The organism is Xanthomonas sp. MLO165 (assembly GCF_018831305.1).
Classification (GTDB): domain Bacteria; phylum Pseudomonadota; class Gammaproteobacteria; order Xanthomonadales; family Xanthomonadaceae; genus Xanthomonas; species Xanthomonas arboricola.
Genome location: NZ_CP029263.1, coordinates 2,911,153 through 2,929,169 on the forward strand (window position 1 = coordinate 2,911,153; position 18,017 = coordinate 2,929,169).

An 18,017-nucleotide genomic window follows, 5' to 3' on the forward strand; every position below is an offset into this window, starting at 1 on the left:
GAACACGATCCGGACAGGTCCTGTACCGCTTGCGCGGCGCCCCGGCAAAACCGGGCCGCGCAGTATGCCCGTTGCCGGGAATTCTTGCAAATGGATGCTGTCGCCGGCCAGGGCGGGCCCGTCGGGCCTGCCCTGGCGCGGGATCAGATCTTCTTCTTCGGCGCGATCATCATGACCATCTGGCGCCCTTCCAGGCGCGGACGCGACTCGATGACGATGTCGTCGCCCAGGTCGGCCTCGATCCGGGACGCCATTTCGCGCCCCAGCTCCTGGTGGCTCATTTCACGGCCACGGAAGCGGATATTGACCTTGACCTTGTCGCCCTCTTCCAGGAAGCGGCGCATGTTGCGCAGCTTGATCTGGTAGTCGCCCTCGTCGGTGACCGGACGGAACTTGAGTTCCTTGATCTCGACCTGCTTGGTCTTCTTCTTGGCCTCGTTGGCCTTTTTCTGCTGCTCGAACTTGAACTTGCCGAAATCCATGATCTTGCAGACCGGCGGATCGGCCTGCGGCTGGATTTCGACCAGATCCAGGCCTTCTTCCTCGGCCTTGGCGAGCGCTTCGTCGCGCGACAACACGCCGACCATCTCACCGTCACTGCCGATCACGCGGACGCGCGGCACACGGATTTCTTGGTTCTTGCGGTTCTGTTTGTTGTCAGGGGTACTGATATTGCAATCTCCCAGGGGAATCGAACCGGCGCATCCGGATCATCCAGACCGGCCGGGGTTGGCTCACGCTGCCTGCTCTGCCTGCAGACGTTCGATGAAGGCCGAGACCGTCATGGTCCCGAGGTCCTCTCCCGAGCGTGTCCGCACGGCGACGGCGCCGTTTTCCTTCTCGCGGTCACCGACCACGAGCAGATAAGGCACGCGTTGCAGCGTATGCTCGCGAATCTTATATCCGATCTTCTCGTTACGCAAATCGGCGCTCACACGGAAGCCTTGATTTGCAAGGGTTTTCCGAACCGAGTCGACATAGTGTGCCTGGGCGTCGGTGATATTTGCGACAACGACCTGGACCGGGGCGAGCCAGGCGGGGAAGGCGCCGGCGTGGTGTTCGATCAAGATGCCGATGAAACGCTCCATCGAGCCGACGATCGCCCGGTGCAGCATGACCGGATGCTTCTTCTGGCTGTGCTCGTCCACGTACTCGGCGCCGAGGCGGCCCGGCATCATGAAGTCGACCTGCATGGTGCCCAGCTGCCAGGTACGGCCAATCGCGTCCTTGAGGTGGTACTCGATCTTGGGGCCGTAGAAGGCGCCCTCGCCCGGCAGCTCCTGCCACTCCACCCCGCAGACGCCCAGCGCGCTGCGCAGCGCGGCTTCGGCCTTGTCCCAGGTGACGTCGTCGCCCAGGCGCTTTTCCGGACGCAGCGCGATCTTGATCTCGATGTCCTCAAAGCCGAACGCGGTGTAGACCGCCAGTGCCTGCTGATGGAACGCGGTGACTTCGGCTTCGATCTGCGATTCCAGGCAGAACACATGCCCGTCGTCCTGGGTGAAGCCGCGCACGCGCAGGATGCCGTGCAGCGCGCCGGAGGGCTCGTTGCGGTGGCAGGCGCCGAACTCGCCGTAGCGGATCGGCAGGTCGCGGTAGCTGTGCAGGCCCTGGTTGAACACCTGCACGTGACCCGGGCAATTCATCGGCTTGACCGCATAGGTGCGCTTCTCCGACTCGGTGAAGAACATCGCGTCCTGGTAGTTGTCCCAGTGGCCGGATTTCTGCCATAGCGACACGTCCAGGATCTGCGGGCAGCGCACTTCGCCGTAGCCGCTGTCGCGATAGACCTTGCGCATGTACTGCTCGACCACCTGCCACAGCGACCAGCCCTTGGGATGCCAGAACACCAGGCCCGGCGCCTCTTCCTGCAGATGGAACAGGTCCTGCTGCTTGCCGATGCGGCGATGGTCGCGCTTGTCGGCTTCTTCCATGCGCAGGATGTAGGCGTCCAGCTGCTTCTTGTCGGCCCAGGCGGTGCCGTAGATGCGCTGCAGCTGCTCGTTCTTGGCATCGCCGCGCCAGTAGGCGCCGGAAATGCGGGTCAGCTTGAAGGCCTTGAGGAAGCGCGTGTTGGGCACGTGCGGGCCGCGGCACATGTCCACGTATTCCTGGTGGTAGTACAGGCCCATCGCGGTGATGTCGTCGGACATGTCCTCGATCAGGCGCAGCTTGTACTCCTCGCCGCGCTGGGCGAACACCTCGATCACCTCGGCGCGCGGGGTGACCTTCTTGATCACGTCGTAGTCCTGCGCGATCAATTCCTGCATGCGCTGCTCGATCGCGGCCATGTCGTCCGGCGTGAACGGGCGTTCGCTGTAGATGTCGTAGTAGAAGCCTTCGGCGATGACCGGGCCGATCACCATCTTGACCTCCGGGTACAGCTGCTTGACCGCATGCCCGACCAGATGCGCGCAGGAGTGGCGGATGATCTCCACGCCTTCGGCGTCCTTGGCGGTGATGATGCGCAGGCTGGCATCGTGATCGATGACGTCGCTGGCATCGACCAGCTGGCCGTCGACCTGGCCGGCGATGGTGGCCTTGGCCAGGCCGGCGCCGATCGACTGGGCGACCTGCATCACCGAGACGGGGGATTCGAATTCGCGGCGGCTGCCGTCGGGGAGCGTGATGTTGATCATGGGCAAGGATGAGGTCTGTGCTGGCTGCAGCGCGGCGGCTGCAAGGGAGATCTGCCCGCTACGGGACAGGCTCGGATAAGGGTATGGCGAGAGGTGGGGCGGAAAGAACGCGGCGCGGGCGCCCTGCGGACTGGCGCGGCCGGAATCAGCGGTGGGCGGTGGTAGTGCTCATGTCGCACGCTGGGCCGGCGCGGGGCGCGGGCCACCTTCTCGCAAGGGGTCTTGGAAGCGAATGGTAAACCAATCAGCCCGCTGTTGCGCATGCCGGCACGGGGCCGGCGGGCGCGTGGCATGATGCCGGCCACCTGTGCTGCCAGTACCGACCATGACCATCAAGGGTAAAGCCACCTCGCTGGATATCGCCTACCTGGCCGGCGTGTCGCAGCCGACCGTGTCGCGCGCACTGCGCGGCAGCCCGATGGTCAACGAAGAAACCCGCAAGCGCATCCTGCGCATCGCCAAGGAATTGAACTACAAGGTGGACAAGAACGCCTCGTCGCTGCGGCTGCGCAATGCCGGCACGCTGGCACTGCTGTTCTTCGAAGACCCTACCGCCGACGATTCGCTGATCAACCCGTTCTTCCATTCGATGCTGGGCTCGATCACCCGCGCCTGCGCGCTGCAGGGTTACGACCTGCTGGTGTCGTTCCAGCAGCTGTCCAAGGACTGGCAGGCAGATTACGAAGACAGCAACAAGGCCGACGGCATCATCCTGCTCGGCTACGGCGATTATCAGCAGTCGCGCCAGCGGCTGCAGTTGCTGGTCGAACAAGGTACTCACTTCGTGCGCTGGGGCGCGGCGCTGCCGGGGCAGCCGGGCATCTCGATCGGCAGCGACAATTACCAGGGCGGGCTGGATATCACCGAGCATCTGCTGGCGCAGGGCTGCCGCCGCATCGCCTTTCTCGGCCACGCATCCAACCACTATCCCGAGTTCGAAGAGCGCTACCGCGGCTACGTGGCTGCGCTGAAGCAGCAGGGTTTGGTGGCCGATCGCGCGCTGCAGTTCGACGCGATCACCACCGAGTCGTCCGGCCATGCCGCGTGCCTGGCGCTGCTCGACAGCGGCAAGGCATTCGATGCGGTGTGCGCGGCCAGCGACCTGATTGCGATCGGCGCAATGCGCGCATTGCGCGAGCGCGGCCTGCGGGTGCCGCAGGATGTGGCGGTGAGCGGGTTCGACGATATCGCATTGGCGGCGTCGGTGGCGCCGGCGCTGTCGACGGTGCAGCAGGACACCAAGCAGGCCGGCACGCTACTGGTGGAAAGCCTGGTGGCGCTGATCCGCGGCGAAGCGGCGCAGAGCCGCACGATTCCGGTGAAGCTGGCGCTGCGTGATTCCTCGCGCAGCAGTGGGCTGCAGCCACCGCTGGGCTGGAGACCGTCCGGCGCGGAGACCGGCGAGGCGGTGCTTGGCCGGGCCGCTGATGGGGCTGTCAGGCGTTGAATCGGGATTTGGGATTTGGGATTTGGGATTTGGGATTTGGGATTTGGGATTTGGGATTTGGGAATTGGGATTTGGGAATTGGGATTTGGGAATTGGGATTTGGGAATTGGGATTTGGGAATTGGGATTTGGGAATTGGGAATTGGGAATTGGGAATTGGGAATCGTTGGAGCGTGCGCGACAGGCTGCGCGGGGTCGGCTGCAGCCATTGAGGCCTCGTAGGAGCGCACCCGGGCGCGACGGGGCGTTCCCGGCAACGCCCATCGCGCCCGGGTGCGCTCCTACCTGTTGCGGGCGGCCCCGTGCTGTCGCGGCCCGCAGCGTGACCAGGATCGAAATCAGCGTCGGCCGGATTCGGGATTCGGGATTCGTTGGAGCGTGCGCGACAGCCCGCGATGTGATGCCTCGTAGGAGCGCCCCCGGGCGCGACGGGGCGTTCCCGGCAATGCCCCATCGCGCCCGGGGGCGCTCCTACCGGTTGCGGGCATCGCGCGCGGCTTGCTCGGCCATCTGCGCGTCGAGCTGCCTGCGCAAATCCGGGTCGGTGATCGGCGCGTCCGACAGCAGCACCCGCACCCCATGCGCGGGCACCGGCGCCAGCAGCCGACGCTGCACCGGCACCTGCTCGCCACTCATCGCGTCGCGCCAGGTGCCGGGCTGCAGAAAACGCGTCACCTCGATGTTCGCCGCCGCATCGCCCTTGTTGAGCAGCACCAACGCCGTCTGGCTGGCGCCCGCATGCTGATAGACCCGCAAAAATGCCGCGTGATCCCCGCGTAGCAGCACATCCACCTGCACGCCGCGCTGCAATGCCGGGATATCGCGACGCAGCCGCGCGATCTGCTGCAACGGGCCGAAAATCGGGCTATCCGGTGCAGTGCGGATGCGCTCGGCACCGAAGTAATTGCGGTTGCCTGCATGTTCGGCGCGCCCGCGCATGAAGCCGGTCTCCGAGCCGTAATAGATCACCGGGATGCCGCGCGCGGTAAACAGCCAGTTGTGCGCGTCGATGAAGCCGGTGTCGCTGGCATCCAGGCGCGCCATGTCGTGATTATCGTAAAAACTCATCAGCTCGTACGGATTGGCATACGGCCCCCGACGCAGAAACAGCGGCGCGGCGAGCTTCTCGAACCCGGCCTGCTCATGGCCGAAGACAGCGGACAGCTGCTGCTTCAACGGGAAATCCAGCACGCTGACGCCGGCATTGCGCGCCCAGGTATGCCCGGCAATCTTGCTGGCGTCGTAATCGAAGGCTTCGCCGAACATGAAGAACCCCGGACGTTTTTCGCGGATGCGCGCCACGAAGGCATGCCAGAAACGGTCGGGCATCCAGCCGATGGTGTCGATACGGAACGCGTCGGCGCCCTGCTCCATCCACTGCAGATACGCGCCGGCCAGATAATCGAGCACGGCGGGATTGTTTTCGTTGAGATCGGACAGCTCGGCCAGGCCGCCGCCGGTGTTGTAGAACGCGTGCAGCGGAACGTGCTGCGGATCCAGCTGCGCCGGCGGCAAATTCTGGTGATCGGCGACCAGGCGGCCATCGGCGTCGTACAGCTTGCCGAAGCCCGGCTGCGCCACCGGCATGCTGTAGGCCGGCGAGCCGTGATTGCCCACGATATCCAGCACTACCTTCAAGCGGTTGGCATGCATGGCGCGGGCGAAGCCGGCAAAGTCCAGGCCCGGACTGGGCAGATGCTCGTCGAGCTTGTAGAAATTCACGCCCCAGTAGCCGTGATAGCCGGTCTTGCCGTGGTCGCTGAGCGTACTGCCGCAGCTGATCGGCTTGCCGCCGGTGAAGGCCTCATCCGGATTGTCGACAATCGGCGTGATCCACACCGCGCCAAAGCCCATGTCGCGGATGTAGTCGGCATGTTCGACGATGCCCTTGAAGTCGCCCCCCAGGTAACCGATGTTGTCGCCGACTCCATCTGCGCAAGGCGTCGGCACATCGAACGTGCGATGCGCACCGCCCTGGTCGCGCTGGTCGTTGCCGGGGTCGCCATTGACGAAACGGTCGGTCACCACGAAATACACCGCGTCGGCAGCGAACGGTTCCAGCGTGCCGTAGTAATCGCCGGGTGCAGCCGCCGCGCTCGCTGCTCCTGCAGATACGATCAATCCAGCCATCATCACCTGCCGCATCACTGCCCTCCCGAGGCCATTGGAACCCGCGCCACGCACACACCGGCAATGAGCAAACTGGCGCCACCGATGGCCAGCGCATGGATTGGCTGACCGCCCAGCCAGACGCGCAGCACGAAGCCCAGTGCGCTGGCCGCGACCAGCTGCGGAATCACGATGAAAAAATTGAAGATGCCCATGTACACGCCCATCTTGGCGGCGGGCACGCTGTCGGACAGCAAGGCATAGGGCAGCGACAGGATCGAGGCCCAGGCAAAGCCGACACCCAGCATCGACAGCAGCAGCCACTGCGGGTCGCGGATCACCAGCATCGACAACAGCCCGGCCGCACCCAGCCACAGGTTGCACAGATGACTCCAGCGCAGGCCGATCGCACGCACCAGCAGTGGAATGACCAATGCCGCCAACGCCGCAAATCCGTTGTAGGCGCCAAACAACACGCCCACCCAGTTCGCGCCTTCGTTGTAGGCTGCCGATGCGGTGTCCTTGGCACCGAAGTGCACCTGGGTGACTGCGGCGGTGGTGTAGATCCACATCGCAAACAGCGCGAACCAGGAGAAGAACTGCACCCAGGCCAGGCGTCGCATCGTCAGCGGCATGCTGCGCACGTCCTGCACGATCGCCACCAGCATGCCGGTCGATGGCAGCACGCGCGCCAACGCAAGCAGCGCACCGTAGGCGATGCACAGGCCGGCCAGCACGTAGAGCATGCGGTCGCCGTGCTGCCAGGCGATCGCAGCGGCGAGCAACACACCGATGCCGCACCAGAGCACGCTCGCACGCTGCGGTGGCAAGGTGCCGGCGATCGCTGCAGCCGCTACCGACGGATGCGCATCGTCGAAACCGGCCAGCTGCTGCGGGCTGTATTCGCGCGTGCGCAGCACCGTCCAGCTGATCGACAGGAACAGCACCGCGGCACCGAGGTAGAAGGCGTAGCGCACGCTGTCGGGCAACTGCCCCGGCGGCGCGGTATTGGCCACGCCCCAATGCGTGAGCAACCACGGCAGGAAACTCGCCACAATCGCGCCAACCCCGATGAAGAAACTCTGCATCGCATAGCCGGTGGGCCGCTGCGCCGGTGGCAGTTGATCGCCGACCAGGGCGCGGAATGGCTCCATCGAGATGTTGATCGATGCATCCAGCACCCACAACGTGCCGGCGGCAATCCACAGCATCGGTGCGTTGGGCATCACCAGCAAGGCCAGTGTGGTGAAGACTGCGCCGACCATGAAATACGGACGCCGGCGCCCCCATGGCGTCCAGGTGCGGTCGGACAGGTAGCCGATGATGGGCTGCACGATCAGACCGGTGAGCGGTGCGGCGATCCACAGACCGGGCACATCGTCGACCTGCGCCCCCAGGGTCTGGAAGATGCGGCTGGCGTTGGCGTTCTGCAGCGCGAAACCGAACTGGATGCCGAGAAAGCCGAAACACATGTTCCAGATCTGCCAGAAACTCAGGCGTGGCTTGGCGGTCATTGCGCAGCCTCCGTGCTCGCTGCGGGGCCGACCAGCAGCGCGCTCACCTGCGCGGTGTTGACCACGCCATCGCGACCACCGCGGCCGCCGTTGTACTGCGCAAAATGCGCGAGTGCGCTCATGTTGAAGCCATCTTCCAGCCGGAACCTGCACTGCTGCCCGGCCACCACAGTGAAGCTGACCTGCGTGGACAGCTGCTCGCCCACGCTATGCGGCATCACCACGACCTGCGACTGCGTGGCCTGCCCCGGGCATTCCAGCAGCAGCCGCTTGACCGCCGCAGTGACGCCGGTATTGATCGGCCCGTTGGGGTTGCGATAACGCAGCGATACGCGATGCTGGCCCGCGCGCGTGGCAGTCCAAACCCAGGCCTCGCTGCCCGGGACTTCCTGCAACGCACCGAGCGTCAACGCGGGACTGTGCAGCGACTCCAGGCCATCGGCGCGGCGGGTCAGGCTGAGCACGTGCAGCCGGCCGTCCTCGCGCAGGTCTAAGTGCCGCGTGGCGTCCAACGCATGCCCATCCATGTACAGCGTCGTCCCAGCCGGAATCACGATGCGATGGCCGTCGCCCTGCCGTTGCGCGACGGGCGCCTCCGGCGTGCTGGGTGCGAACACCTGGCCTGGCTGCGGCGGGGCGGTGGTATCGGCCTTGCGACCGATCAGATGCACCAACGTGGTCTGGCCTTGTTGCTCGACCTTCCCCGCCACCAGCAACTCACCCGCACTCGCCGTCGGCCGCTGCAGCACATAGCGTCGGGCGCCCTGTTCAAGCACGATCTGCTGGCGATCGCCAAACAACAACGGCACCAACGTACGCGGCAGTTTCGGCGTCACACTGCCATCGGCGCCAATGCCGAACACGCCTTCCAGCACCGCGGAGAGATAGCCGGCAACCGACCACAACTGGCGCGGCGAATTCACCACCGGGCCACTGCGGGGCCCCTCTTCCACATGCACCGCCAGGCTCTGCATCTCGTAGTTTTCCATGTTGGAGCCAGCCAGCGCGCTGCCGCGCATCAACGACTGCAGCTCCAGCGCAATGCGCGGCGCGTCGTCCAGCTGGCGTGCGGCGCGTAGCGCGTACGCACTGACGAAGGGCCAGACGGCGCGATTGTGATAAATCGGCTGTTCGGCGTCCTCCGGCCACACCACCGGGCTGCCGCCGGCAACCAGCGGATACCCGCGCAGCGCGGCACGCGCACGCTCCTTCGGAAACACCTCGGCCAGCACGCCAAGCGACACGCCGAGCAGATCGACCTTGGCATAGCGCACCGGATGCGCCGCATTGCCCAGATAGCTCACATACTGATTGCTGGGCGCATCCCAGAAGCGCGTGGCGATGGCCTGACGCAGCGCATCGGCCCACTGGGCGTACCTGGACGCACGCGCATCGCCATGCTGGCGCGCCAGCTGCTCGGCCAGGCGCAGGGCCTGGTAGTGCAACACGTTGGTGGACAGGGCGAAGGACTCGGCAATGAAGCGCACATCCTGGCGCGTCCACTCCGGGTAGGTCTGCTCGCGCCAATCCAGAAACGAGGTTTCGCCGCGGTAGAGGCCGATCTGCGCATCGAAGACCGCGTCACGATCCTGCGCGAGGGTGGCCTGCAACGCCTCCCAGACGTCTTCAGCGAACGCCTTGTCATCCAGCAGGCCGCGCGCGGCAAGAAACCACACCACGCGGTCGCTGCTGATCGGCCAGCTGCCACCGGAGCCGGTGTCCTGCGCAACAAACACCCCTGGCGTCTGCCCATCGCGCGCCGCCGACAGCTTGAAGCGCAGCGCATTGCGCGTGCGCTCCGGCTCCAGCCGCGCCAACGCCAGATCGGCGGCGAAGCTGACATCGCGCGTCCATACGTAAGGCCAGCGCTCACCGGTTTCGAAACACGCGCACGGCACCGGCTTGCCGTCGTTGAAGGCCGGATCGCGAATCGCCTCGACACGGTCGTCGGCCATTTCCTGCTGCGCCATGGCGAACAGGGCGTCGAACAACGGACTGGCGGTATGGGTGCGCATTGGCTGCGGCCCGATGCGGCGCTCGCCCTGCGGCCAGCGCAACACGAAACCGCCGTCTTCGAGCGCCTGCGCTTGCGCACGGCGGCCCTGGAATTCCAGCTCATCGGCCAACACCGGCGAGTTTGCCGCAACGCCGAGCGTTGCAGCCATGCAGATCATCTTCAGCATCGAAGCGGCCAGACGGCTTGCACCGTCGGCCTCCCTCCCTCGTTGCACGCGTTGTAGTGCGCGGCACTGGCGTGCCACGGGCGCGGACCCTCCCAGGTGCCGTGACGCCATGGTAGACGCGCGCTCAGCGGTTCCGCATCAATGCATACGTATTCATGGCAATGGCCGCAGTGCAGCATGGCCCATCCACGCCGCAGCGCTGCATAGTCGCCGCTGACGCAACGGCCGCCTTGGGAGGGGATATGCCGCTGGTTTCACATCGCGTGCGTTCGATAGCGCGCGCCGCATGCAGTGCGCGACTGCTTGTCCTGTTGCTTGGCAGTCTTGCGGGCATCGCGCAGGCCGAGCGAATCGCCATCAGTGCCGATTCGCCCGGCAACGTCCTGCAGGTCACGCTGGAAGTGGACGGCGGCACGCCCTATTACCGCGTGCAACGCATGGGCCAGCCGGTGCTGGAACGCTCGCGTCTGGGTTTCCAGTTGCGCGACGGCCGGCTGGACCGCGGCCTGGTCGTCCTCTCGCAAGCACGCCAAGCCCATGACGATACCTGGGAACAACCCTGGGGCGAGACGCGCCTGGTGCGCAACCACTACAACGAACTAAGCGTCAGCCTGGGTGAACGCAGCGGCGCGCAACGCCGCTTCGACGTGATCTTGCGCGTGTACGACGATGGCATCGGCCTGCGCTATCACTTTCCCGAGCAGGCGGGATTGCGCGAAGCAATCATCGACGAGGAAGTCACCGAATTCGCCATCGCGCAACCGTCCGAGGCATGGTGGATTCCGGCAGGCGAGCCGATCCACTACGAATACCTGTATCAGCGCACGCCGTTGAACCAGGTCGCGCTGGCACATACGCCGCTCACCTTGCGCACCGACAGCGGGCTGCATGTCGCGCTGCATGAAGCGGCGCTGGTCGATTACGCCGGCATGTGGCTGCGCCGCACCGAAGGCCGGCGCCTGCGCGCGCAGCTGTCGCCCGCCGCCGAAGGCTGGAAGGTGCGGCGCAAGCTGCCGTTCGATACGCCGTGGCGCACGCTGCAGATCGCCGACCAGGCCACCGGGCTGGTGGAGTCCAACCTGATCCTCAACCTCAACGCGCCCAACGCCCTGGGCGATGTGACCTGGGTCAAGCCGTCCAAATACGTCGGGGTGTGGTGGTCCATGCATCTCAACCAGCAAACCTGGGCGACCGGGCCGACACACGGCGCCACCACTGCCAACACCAAGCGCTATATCGACTTCGCTGCGGCACACGGCTTTCGTGGCGTGTTGGTGGAAGGCTGGAATCCGGGCTGGGACGGCGAATGGTTCGGCAACGGCGGCAGTTTCGATTTCACCCGGCCGACACCGGATTTCGACCTGCCCGCGCTGAGCAAATACGCCGCCGGCAAGGGCGTGCATCTGATCGGCCATCATGAAACGGGGTGCGCAGTGGATCATTACGAAGACCAGATTGCCGAAGCGATGGACCTGTACGCCCGGTTCGGCGTGGACTCGGTCAAGACCGGCTATGTCTGCGACGACGGCCAGGTGGAACGTCGTAACCCGGCAGGCGGCACACCGCTGCGCGAATGGCACGACGGCCAATGGATGGCACGCCATCATCTGCGCGTGGTGCAGGAAGCTGCCGCGCGCCACCTCGCAGTCAATGCGCACGAACCGATCAAGGACACTGGCCTGCGCCGCACCTATCCCAACTGGATCTCGCGCGAGGGCGCGCGGGGCATGGAATACAACGCCTGGGGCCAGCCACCGAATCCGCCCGAGCACGAGGTCAACCTGGTGTTCACCCGCCTGCTCGCCGGGCCGATGGATTACACGCCCGGCATCCTCAGCCTGAAAGGCCGCAACGGCCAGGCGATTCCCAGCACGCTTGCGCGCCAGCTGGCGCTGTACGTGACGCTTTACAGCCCGATCCAGATGGCCGCCGATCTTCCCGAGCATTATCTGCAGCACCGCGATGCCTTCCGCTTCATCGAGGACGTGGCGGTGGATTGGGATCAGACCCGCGCCTTGAATGGCGAAGTCGGCGACTACGTCACCATCGCGCGCAAGGATCGGCATAGCCGCGACTGGTTCCTGGGCAGCATCACCGACGAGCATGGCCGGCTGCTACAGGTGCCGCTCGGATTCCTTGAGCCGGGCGTGCGCTACACCGCGCAGATCTATCGCGACGGCGACGGTGCGGACTATGTCAGCAACCCATTCGCCTTTGTCAGCGAACAACGCCAGGTCAGCAGTGCCGATACGCTGGAGCTGCGTCTTGCGCCAGGTGGTGGGCAGGCGATTCGCTTCGTGCCGGTGGATGGCAGGCGCTGATTTGGTCGCAACGGGCTGAGGAGCCCTTCAACGCGACCGAGTGCATCACGCAACGGCACCGCAACCGCTGCAGATTGCGCATTGGCGTTTCCTCACGACAGGCCAGGAGCGTACCGCGCCGCAGCAAAGCTGGCGTGGAATCGATTCCAGCGCAATCAGCCGGAGTGAATACGTATGCAGTGCCCGTTTGCACCCAGGTGCCGTGTCTACCATACGTCGCAGTCGTAACGTCCGTCGTGGCGCGCGATGCAATGCATCCAGGCGTCTGCCGGATCGAAAAATCAAAGAACAACATGTACCTGGGAGGGGAAAATGTTGAAGCACAAGCGCTCTGCGCTGAGTATCGCCCTGGCCGTTGCCATGGCACCGACGTTGGCTGCCGCGCAGTCGGCAACGCCGGCGCAAACAACCGACACCGAACAAACCGCCGGCGCGGTGACCGACTTGGACAAGGTCCAGGTCACCGGCCTGCGCCGCGCGATCGAAGGTGCCATCTCGGTCAAGCGGGATTCGACCTCGATCGTGGAAGCCATTTCGGCCGAAGATATCGGCCGGCTGCCCGACGTCAGCATCGCTGAGTCGCTCGCGCGCCTGCCTGGCCTGGCGGCGCAACGTGTGGCCGGTCGCGCACAGGTCATCAGCGTGCGCGGGCTGTCGCCGGACTTCTCCACCACCCTGCTCAACGGCCGCGAAGTGGTCAGCACCGGCGATAACCGCAGCGTGGAATTCGACCAGTACCCGTCCGAACTGGTCAGCGGTGTCACCGTCTACAAGACGCCCGACGCCGGCCTGGTCGGCCAGGGCCTGTCCGGCACCGTCGACATGCAGACTGCGCGCCCGCTCAGCTACAACGAGCGCGTGATCGCCATCGGTGGCCGTTACCAACGCAATTCGCTGGGCAAGGCCGCCAATGTCGATCCTTACGGCAACCGCTTCAATGTCAGCTACATCGACCAGTTCGCCGACCGCACCATCGGCCTGACCATCGGCTACGCACACACCGACATGCCGATCCAGGAAAATCAGGTCGGCCTGTACGAACCATGGCAGCCGGTCAACGCACAACGCCCGCGCCCCGGCGTGGCCGACGGCGTGTATTTTTCCGACGGCATCAAGGCATTGCGCCGCACCGGCAACCAGAAGCGCGACGGCGTCATGGCCACCTTGCAATACCGGCCGTCCAACGCCTGGACCAGCACGCTCGACGCCTTCCATACCAAGGCCGAGCAGATCGACACCGCCAACCAGTTCGAGCTCAACCTGAGCAACTACAACGGTGGCTACACGCCGGGCCTGAACATCAGCAACGTGCGCGTCAACGACAGCAACAGCTTCACCGGCGGCGATGCCAGTGGCGTCTATCCGCTAGTCCGCGGCATGTACAACAAGCGCGAAGACACCATCGATGCGTTCGGCTGGAACAACGAGATCACTGCCGGTGCGGTCAAGATCACTGCCGATCTCAATTACTCCAAGGCCACGCGCGACGAACTGAACCTGGAAAACAATCTCCAGCGTGCGCCCATGCCGCAGCTGGATACCGTCGGCGTAACGGTTGTCGGCAACGGCTTCTCCCAGCTTGCGCCGGGAATGGATTACTCCAATCCCGATCAGCTGTTTCTGACCAACACCATCTACGGCTCCGGCTACGGCAAGGTGCCGAGCGTGGAAGATGTGCTCAAGGGCGCACGCCTGCAGGCCAGCTTCCCGATGCCCGAAGCGCTGAGCTGGTTCTCGGATCTGGATGTCGGCGTCAACTACGCCAATCGTGAAAAACAGAAAACCCAGCCGGAAGGCAACATCACTCTTGGCGCGCAGGGCGAATCCACCATCGCATCGGACCTGCAATATGCGCCGGTCAACCTGGGCTTTGCCGGCATCGGTGCCCTGCCCGCCTGGAACGTCCCTGCGGTGGTCTCGCGTTATATGCTGTTCAATCCCAGCGACGATGCCTCGTTCCTGGTGTCCAAGGCCTGGACCGTCGAAGAGAAGATCACCACCGCCTGGCTGCGCGCCAATCTCGATACCGAATGGGGCGATGTGGGCGTGCGCGGCAATATCGGCGTGCAGCTGCAGAGCGCCGACCAATCCTCGCGCGCAAATTATTGGGACGCATCGCAGCCGGCAGGCAGCGAAGTGCGCCCGATCGACGACGGCAAGACCTATCGCGACTGGCTGCCCAGCCTGAATCTGGCCTTCCAGTTCCCGTACGAACAGACACTGCGCTTCGCGATGGCAAAGCAGGTCGCACGCCCACGCGTGGATCAGCTGCGCGCCTCGCTGGAATTCGGCGTCGACACCTCCACCGGCCGCCCCGGCGCCAGCGGCGGTAACCCGATGCTGGACCCCTGGCGCGCGAACGCCATCGACCTTTCCTACGAAAAGTATTTCGCCGAGCGCGCCTACGTGGCCGCCGCGTTCTTCTACAAGGACCTGAAGAGCTACATCTACACCCAGAGCCGCGACAACTACGACTTCTCCGCGCTGGTGGCCGGCTATGTGCCGCCGCCGGGCTCGGCGCCAGTACTGACCACCGGCACCTTCAGCGCCCCGTTCAACGGCAAGGGCGGCACCCTGCGCGGCGTCGAACTCACCGCTTCGCTGCCGCTGGATCTGGTCTTCGCTCCGTTGGAAGGTTTCGGCATCCAGGCCAGCGCCACCTTCAACGACAGCGACGTCAAGATCCGCGACCCGGAAAGCGCCTCCAGTGTCGGTGACGGCGAAATCAGCCTGCCCGGCCTGTCCGAACGCGTCTACAACCTCACCGCCTACTACGAGCACAAGGGCTTCGAAGCACGCGTCAGCCAGCGCCGCCGCTCGGACTTCATCGGCGAGATCGGCAACTTCAACGGCAACCGCACGCTGCGCTACGTGGTCGGCGAAAACATCACCGATGCGCAGATCAGCTACAGCTTCAACGACAGCAGCGATCTTGCCGGCCTGACCGTGCTGCTGCAGGCCAGCAACCTCAGCAACTCACCCTACCGCACCTATGCCGAAACCAAGGACCGTCCGCTGGAATACATCGAATGGGGCCGCACCTTCGTGCTGGGCGTCAACTACAAGTTCTGATGAGCTGTGAACTGCAAACGATGCGCTGATTGGCGACATCTTTGTCTGTGGCCACATTGCTAACTGTGGCTACGCTACCTACGTGACAACCGGCGCATCATCTGGCTGGCCGGCCCCGGTGCCAGCCCTCTCCAACGGGACACCAAAGCCCCTCTCCCACCGGGAGAGGGGTTGGGGTGAGGGTTCGGCACAAGCGCAACGCGCGCCAATCAAGCAGGGCCAGTTCTGCTCTGCCGGGCTCCATGGGCCGTCATTCAAGATGCGGCCTCTAATTAGAAGAACCGAATGCTCTCCTGATCAAAACGACGACATCGACCAAAGAAAACCCGCCGATGTGACACCGGCGGGTTTTCTTTTGATCCAAGATTTTCAAAATTCAAGCTCGCATTGCCCTTCGCAAAGCGCGCAGGATCGTCCGCCAGTCATGCCCCCCATGCCCGTAGCATTCGCCTGTCGCACCGGAACGGGGCCAATCTCCCGACACCATCAGCGCCTGCCTGCACAAACACGAATCCAAGCCGTTGCAAGGCCGCCGGCAACGCTGACGTCCTCGCACTCCATCGCCATCCACGCGCAGCCTTTTAGTCAAACCACCCCGACTGGCATGGAGAACAGCACCCCCTGTCTCATCCAGAGAGCAAGGACCTGATCGACTGGGCATAGCGGCACAGCTGGCGTAACGCTATAAATGCTTGGCAAACCAAGCAATCGTCACTTCAAAAAAAAGCGAGGCATTGCCCTAAGGAATGCCTCGCCGCGTTCCAGACAATCACGCACAGACAGCTAGCTGGCGCGACACACCGTCAGCGAACTTCGATCGCACAAACCACTGCATGCCCGGCCAAGCGCAGGCGGTCATGTTCGATGGCTCCGCGCTCCACGCCGGGCACATCGACCTGCTTCCACGCGCCAGCCGGCAGCCCAAGCTCGGCTGCACCGGCCGACAGATTGAATGCCAGCAACATCACCTGGCCGGCGTGCTCGCGCCGGAACATCAGCACAGGTTCGGCCGTGTCGTAGAACGTGATCGCGCCCTCGCGCAACGCAGGCTCGCCCCTGCGCCAAGCCAGGAACTGTCGCACCGCACTGAGCACGGACAACGGATCGTCCTGCTGCACGCTCACCGCAGCCGCACGATGCTCCTCAGCCAGCGGCAACCACGGCTTGCCGCTGCTGAACCCTGCCGACGGCGCATCCGTCCATGGCATCGGCGTGCGGCAGCCATCGCGACCCTTGAAGGTTGGCCAGAAGGTGATGCCATACGGATCGCGCAGATCCTCGAACGCCACATCTGCCTCGCCCAGGCCCAGCTCCTCGCCCTGGTACAGGCAGATCGAGCCACGCAGCGAACACAGCATTGCAACCACCATCCGCGCAAACGTCGGCGATGCATCGGCCCCGCCCCAGCGTGTTACCGCGCGCACCACGTCGTGGTTGGAAATGGCCCAGCATGGCCAACCTTCCAACATCGTGGCTTCGAGCCGGCTCACCGTCTCGCGGATATAAGCAGCACTGTAGTCCTGCACCAGCAGCTCGAAGCTGTAGCCCATATGCAGGCGGCCATGAGCGGTGTACTCGGCAGTGGTCGCCAGCGAGTCCTCCGACGAGATCTCGCCAAGGCTCACTGCATTCGGATAAAGATCCAGCAGTCCGCGCAAGCGCTCGAGGAACGCTAGATTTTCCGGCTGCGTGTTGTTGAAGTAGTGGTACTGATACGCGTAAGGGTTGTCGGCACTGAACCCGCGCCCCACCCGCTTGTCGGCCGGCTTGGCCGGATTGTCACGCAGCTGCGCATCGTGGAAGCAGAAGTTGATCGCATCCAGGCGGAACCCATCCACCCCGCGATCCAGCCAGAAGCGTACGTTATCCAGCGTCGCCTGCTGCACCTCGGCGTTGTGAAAGTTGAGGTCCGGCTGATCCACCAGGAAGTTGTGCAGGTAATACTGTTCACGCCGCGGCTCCCATTGCCACGCCACCCCACCAAACAGCGACAACCAATTGTTCGGCGGCGTCCCGTCCTCACGCGGATCGGCCCACACGTACCAATCCGCCTTTGCGTTGGTCCGGTCCTGCCGGCTCTCCTGGAACCACGCATGTGCGATCGAGGTGTGGCTCAGCACCTGGTCGATCATCACCTTCAAACCGAGGCTATGCGCCTTGTCGAGCAGCCGATCGAAGTCATCCAGCGTCCCGAACAGCGGATCCACTGCACGGTAGTCCGCGATGTCGTAGCCGAAATCGGCCATCGGCGACTTGAAGAACGGCGAAATCCAGATCGCATCCACGCCCAACCCGGCGATGTAGTCGAGCTTGGCAATGATCCCGGGCAGATCGCCCACCCCATCGCCATTGGAATCCAGAAAACTACGCGGATAAATCTGATAGATGACGGCCCCGCGCCACCATGGTGTCTGCGACATGTACGCCCCTCCCGGGCCATTGCGGGCGCCAAATAGACGCTCAGCCAAGTCCGTTAGCGTAGCTGTGCCCACCGCATGCGGGGCATTTTTGCATACGTATTCATAGCGCTACGAAGCGACGCGCAAATACCTCAGAAACTTACATTATGGCGCGCACCATCTCACTCGTCGTCAAGGGAGATGGCAGGGAAGAAGCTTCACTCAAAAAATCGAACCGTCGCATATGGAATGTTGTTCTGCGACTGAAACAACCTTAGAGCAAACGACACTAAATACGATTTACTAAAAATCTTAATCAATCAGTATATAGCCC

General features: G+C 64.2%; 9 protein-coding genes. 3 read left to right on the top strand and 6 right to left on the bottom strand.

From position 1 onward, the window contains the following. Positions 1–143: 143 nt before the first annotated feature. Together infC and thrS are read right to left on the bottom strand one after the other, a co-directional pair. Entirely contained in the window at positions 144–671 is a 528-nt protein-coding gene (infC, locus tag DGN21_RS12235) for a translation initiation factor IF-3 (protein WP_304941635.1), read from the bottom strand. Between the two features lie 63 nt (positions 672–734). Next, a complete protein-coding gene (gene thrS, locus DGN21_RS12240) occupies positions 735–2,639 on the bottom strand; it encodes a threonine--tRNA ligase (protein WP_126965992.1) in 1,905 nt (634 codons plus the stop codon). Positions 2,640–2,964: 325 nt separating this feature from the next. Between thrS and DGN21_RS12245 the strand changes: the two genes are divergently transcribed. Next, on the top strand, positions 2,965–4,086 hold the full coding sequence (locus DGN21_RS12245) for a LacI family DNA-binding transcriptional regulator (protein WP_024937933.1): 1,122 nt from the start codon (positions 2,965–2,967) through the stop codon (positions 4,084–4,086). A gap of 470 nt (positions 4,087–4,556) precedes the next feature. Here DGN21_RS12245 and DGN21_RS12250 read toward each other — a convergent pair whose 3' ends face one another. From DGN21_RS12250 to DGN21_RS12260, 3 genes are read right to left on the bottom strand one after another with little or no spacing between them, the layout of a single operon-like run. Then, a complete protein-coding gene (locus DGN21_RS12250) occupies positions 4,557–6,218 on the bottom strand; it encodes an alpha-amylase family glycosyl hydrolase (protein WP_160954490.1) in 1,662 nt (553 codons plus the stop codon). Positions 6,219–6,229: 11 nt separating this feature from the next. Next, positions 6,230–7,708, bottom strand: a complete 1,479-nt coding sequence (locus tag DGN21_RS12255) for an MFS transporter (protein ID WP_126965990.1) — start codon at positions 7,706–7,708, stop codon at positions 6,230–6,232. Further along, on the bottom strand, positions 7,705–9,891 hold the full coding sequence (locus DGN21_RS12260; RefSeq protein WP_126965989.1) for a Six-hairpin glycosidase-like protein: 2,187 nt from the start codon (positions 9,889–9,891) through the stop codon (positions 7,705–7,707). Before DGN21_RS12260 ends, DGN21_RS12255 begins: the two co-directional genes overlap by 4 nt. 242 nt (positions 9,892–10,133) lie before the next feature. Between DGN21_RS12260 and DGN21_RS12265 the strand changes: the two genes are divergently transcribed. Both DGN21_RS12265 and DGN21_RS12270 read left to right on the top strand, forming a co-directional pair. Beyond that, on the top strand, positions 10,134–12,212 hold the full coding sequence (locus tag DGN21_RS12265) for a glycoside hydrolase family 97 protein (RefSeq protein ID WP_126965988.1): 2,079 nt from the start codon (positions 10,134–10,136) through the stop codon (positions 12,210–12,212). A 312-nt stretch (positions 12,213–12,524) separates the two neighbouring features. Further along, positions 12,525–15,284, top strand: coding sequence for a TonB-dependent receptor (locus tag DGN21_RS12270; protein ID WP_160954468.1), 2,760 nt, complete (start codon positions 12,525–12,527; stop codon positions 15,282–15,284). 803 nt (positions 15,285–16,087) lie between these two features. On the opposite strand, the gene DGN21_RS12275 is transcribed toward DGN21_RS12270, so the two are convergent. After that, positions 16,088–17,704 (bottom strand): alpha-glucosidase, encoded by a 1,617-nt coding sequence (locus tag DGN21_RS12275; protein ID WP_126965985.1) that lies wholly within the window; start codon positions 17,702–17,704, stop codon positions 16,088–16,090. Positions 17,705–18,017 lie beyond the last annotated feature (313 nt).

What these genes read in the sequence shown, in the direction of transcription:
- DGN21_RS12270 (WP_160954468.1), top strand. Translation starts at nt 12,525, where the DNA reads ATGTTGAAGCACAAGCGCTCTGCGCTGAGTATCGCCCTGGCCGTTGCC.
- DGN21_RS12245 (WP_024937933.1), top strand. Translation starts at nt 2,965, where the DNA reads ATGACCATCAAGGGTAAAGCCACCTCGCTGGATATCGCCTACCTGGCC.
- DGN21_RS12275 (WP_126965985.1), bottom strand. Translation starts at nt 17,704, where the DNA reads ATGTCGCAGACACCATGGTGGCGCGGGGCCGTCATCTATCAGATTTAT.
- DGN21_RS12265 (WP_126965988.1), top strand. Translation starts at nt 10,134, where the DNA reads ATGCCGCTGGTTTCACATCGCGTGCGTTCGATAGCGCGCGCCGCATGC.
- DGN21_RS12250 (WP_160954490.1), bottom strand. Translation starts at nt 6,218, where the DNA reads ATGATGGCTGGATTGATCGTATCTGCAGGAGCAGCGAGCGCGGCGGCT.
- thrS (WP_126965992.1), bottom strand. Translation starts at nt 2,639, where the DNA reads ATGATCAACATCACGCTCCCCGACGGCAGCCGCCGCGAATTCGAATCC.
- DGN21_RS12260 (WP_126965989.1), bottom strand. Translation starts at nt 9,891, where the DNA reads ATGCTGAAGATGATCTGCATGGCTGCAACGCTCGGCGTTGCGGCAAAC.
- DGN21_RS12255 (WP_126965990.1), bottom strand. Translation starts at nt 7,708, where the DNA reads ATGACCGCCAAGCCACGCCTGAGTTTCTGGCAGATCTGGAACATGTGT.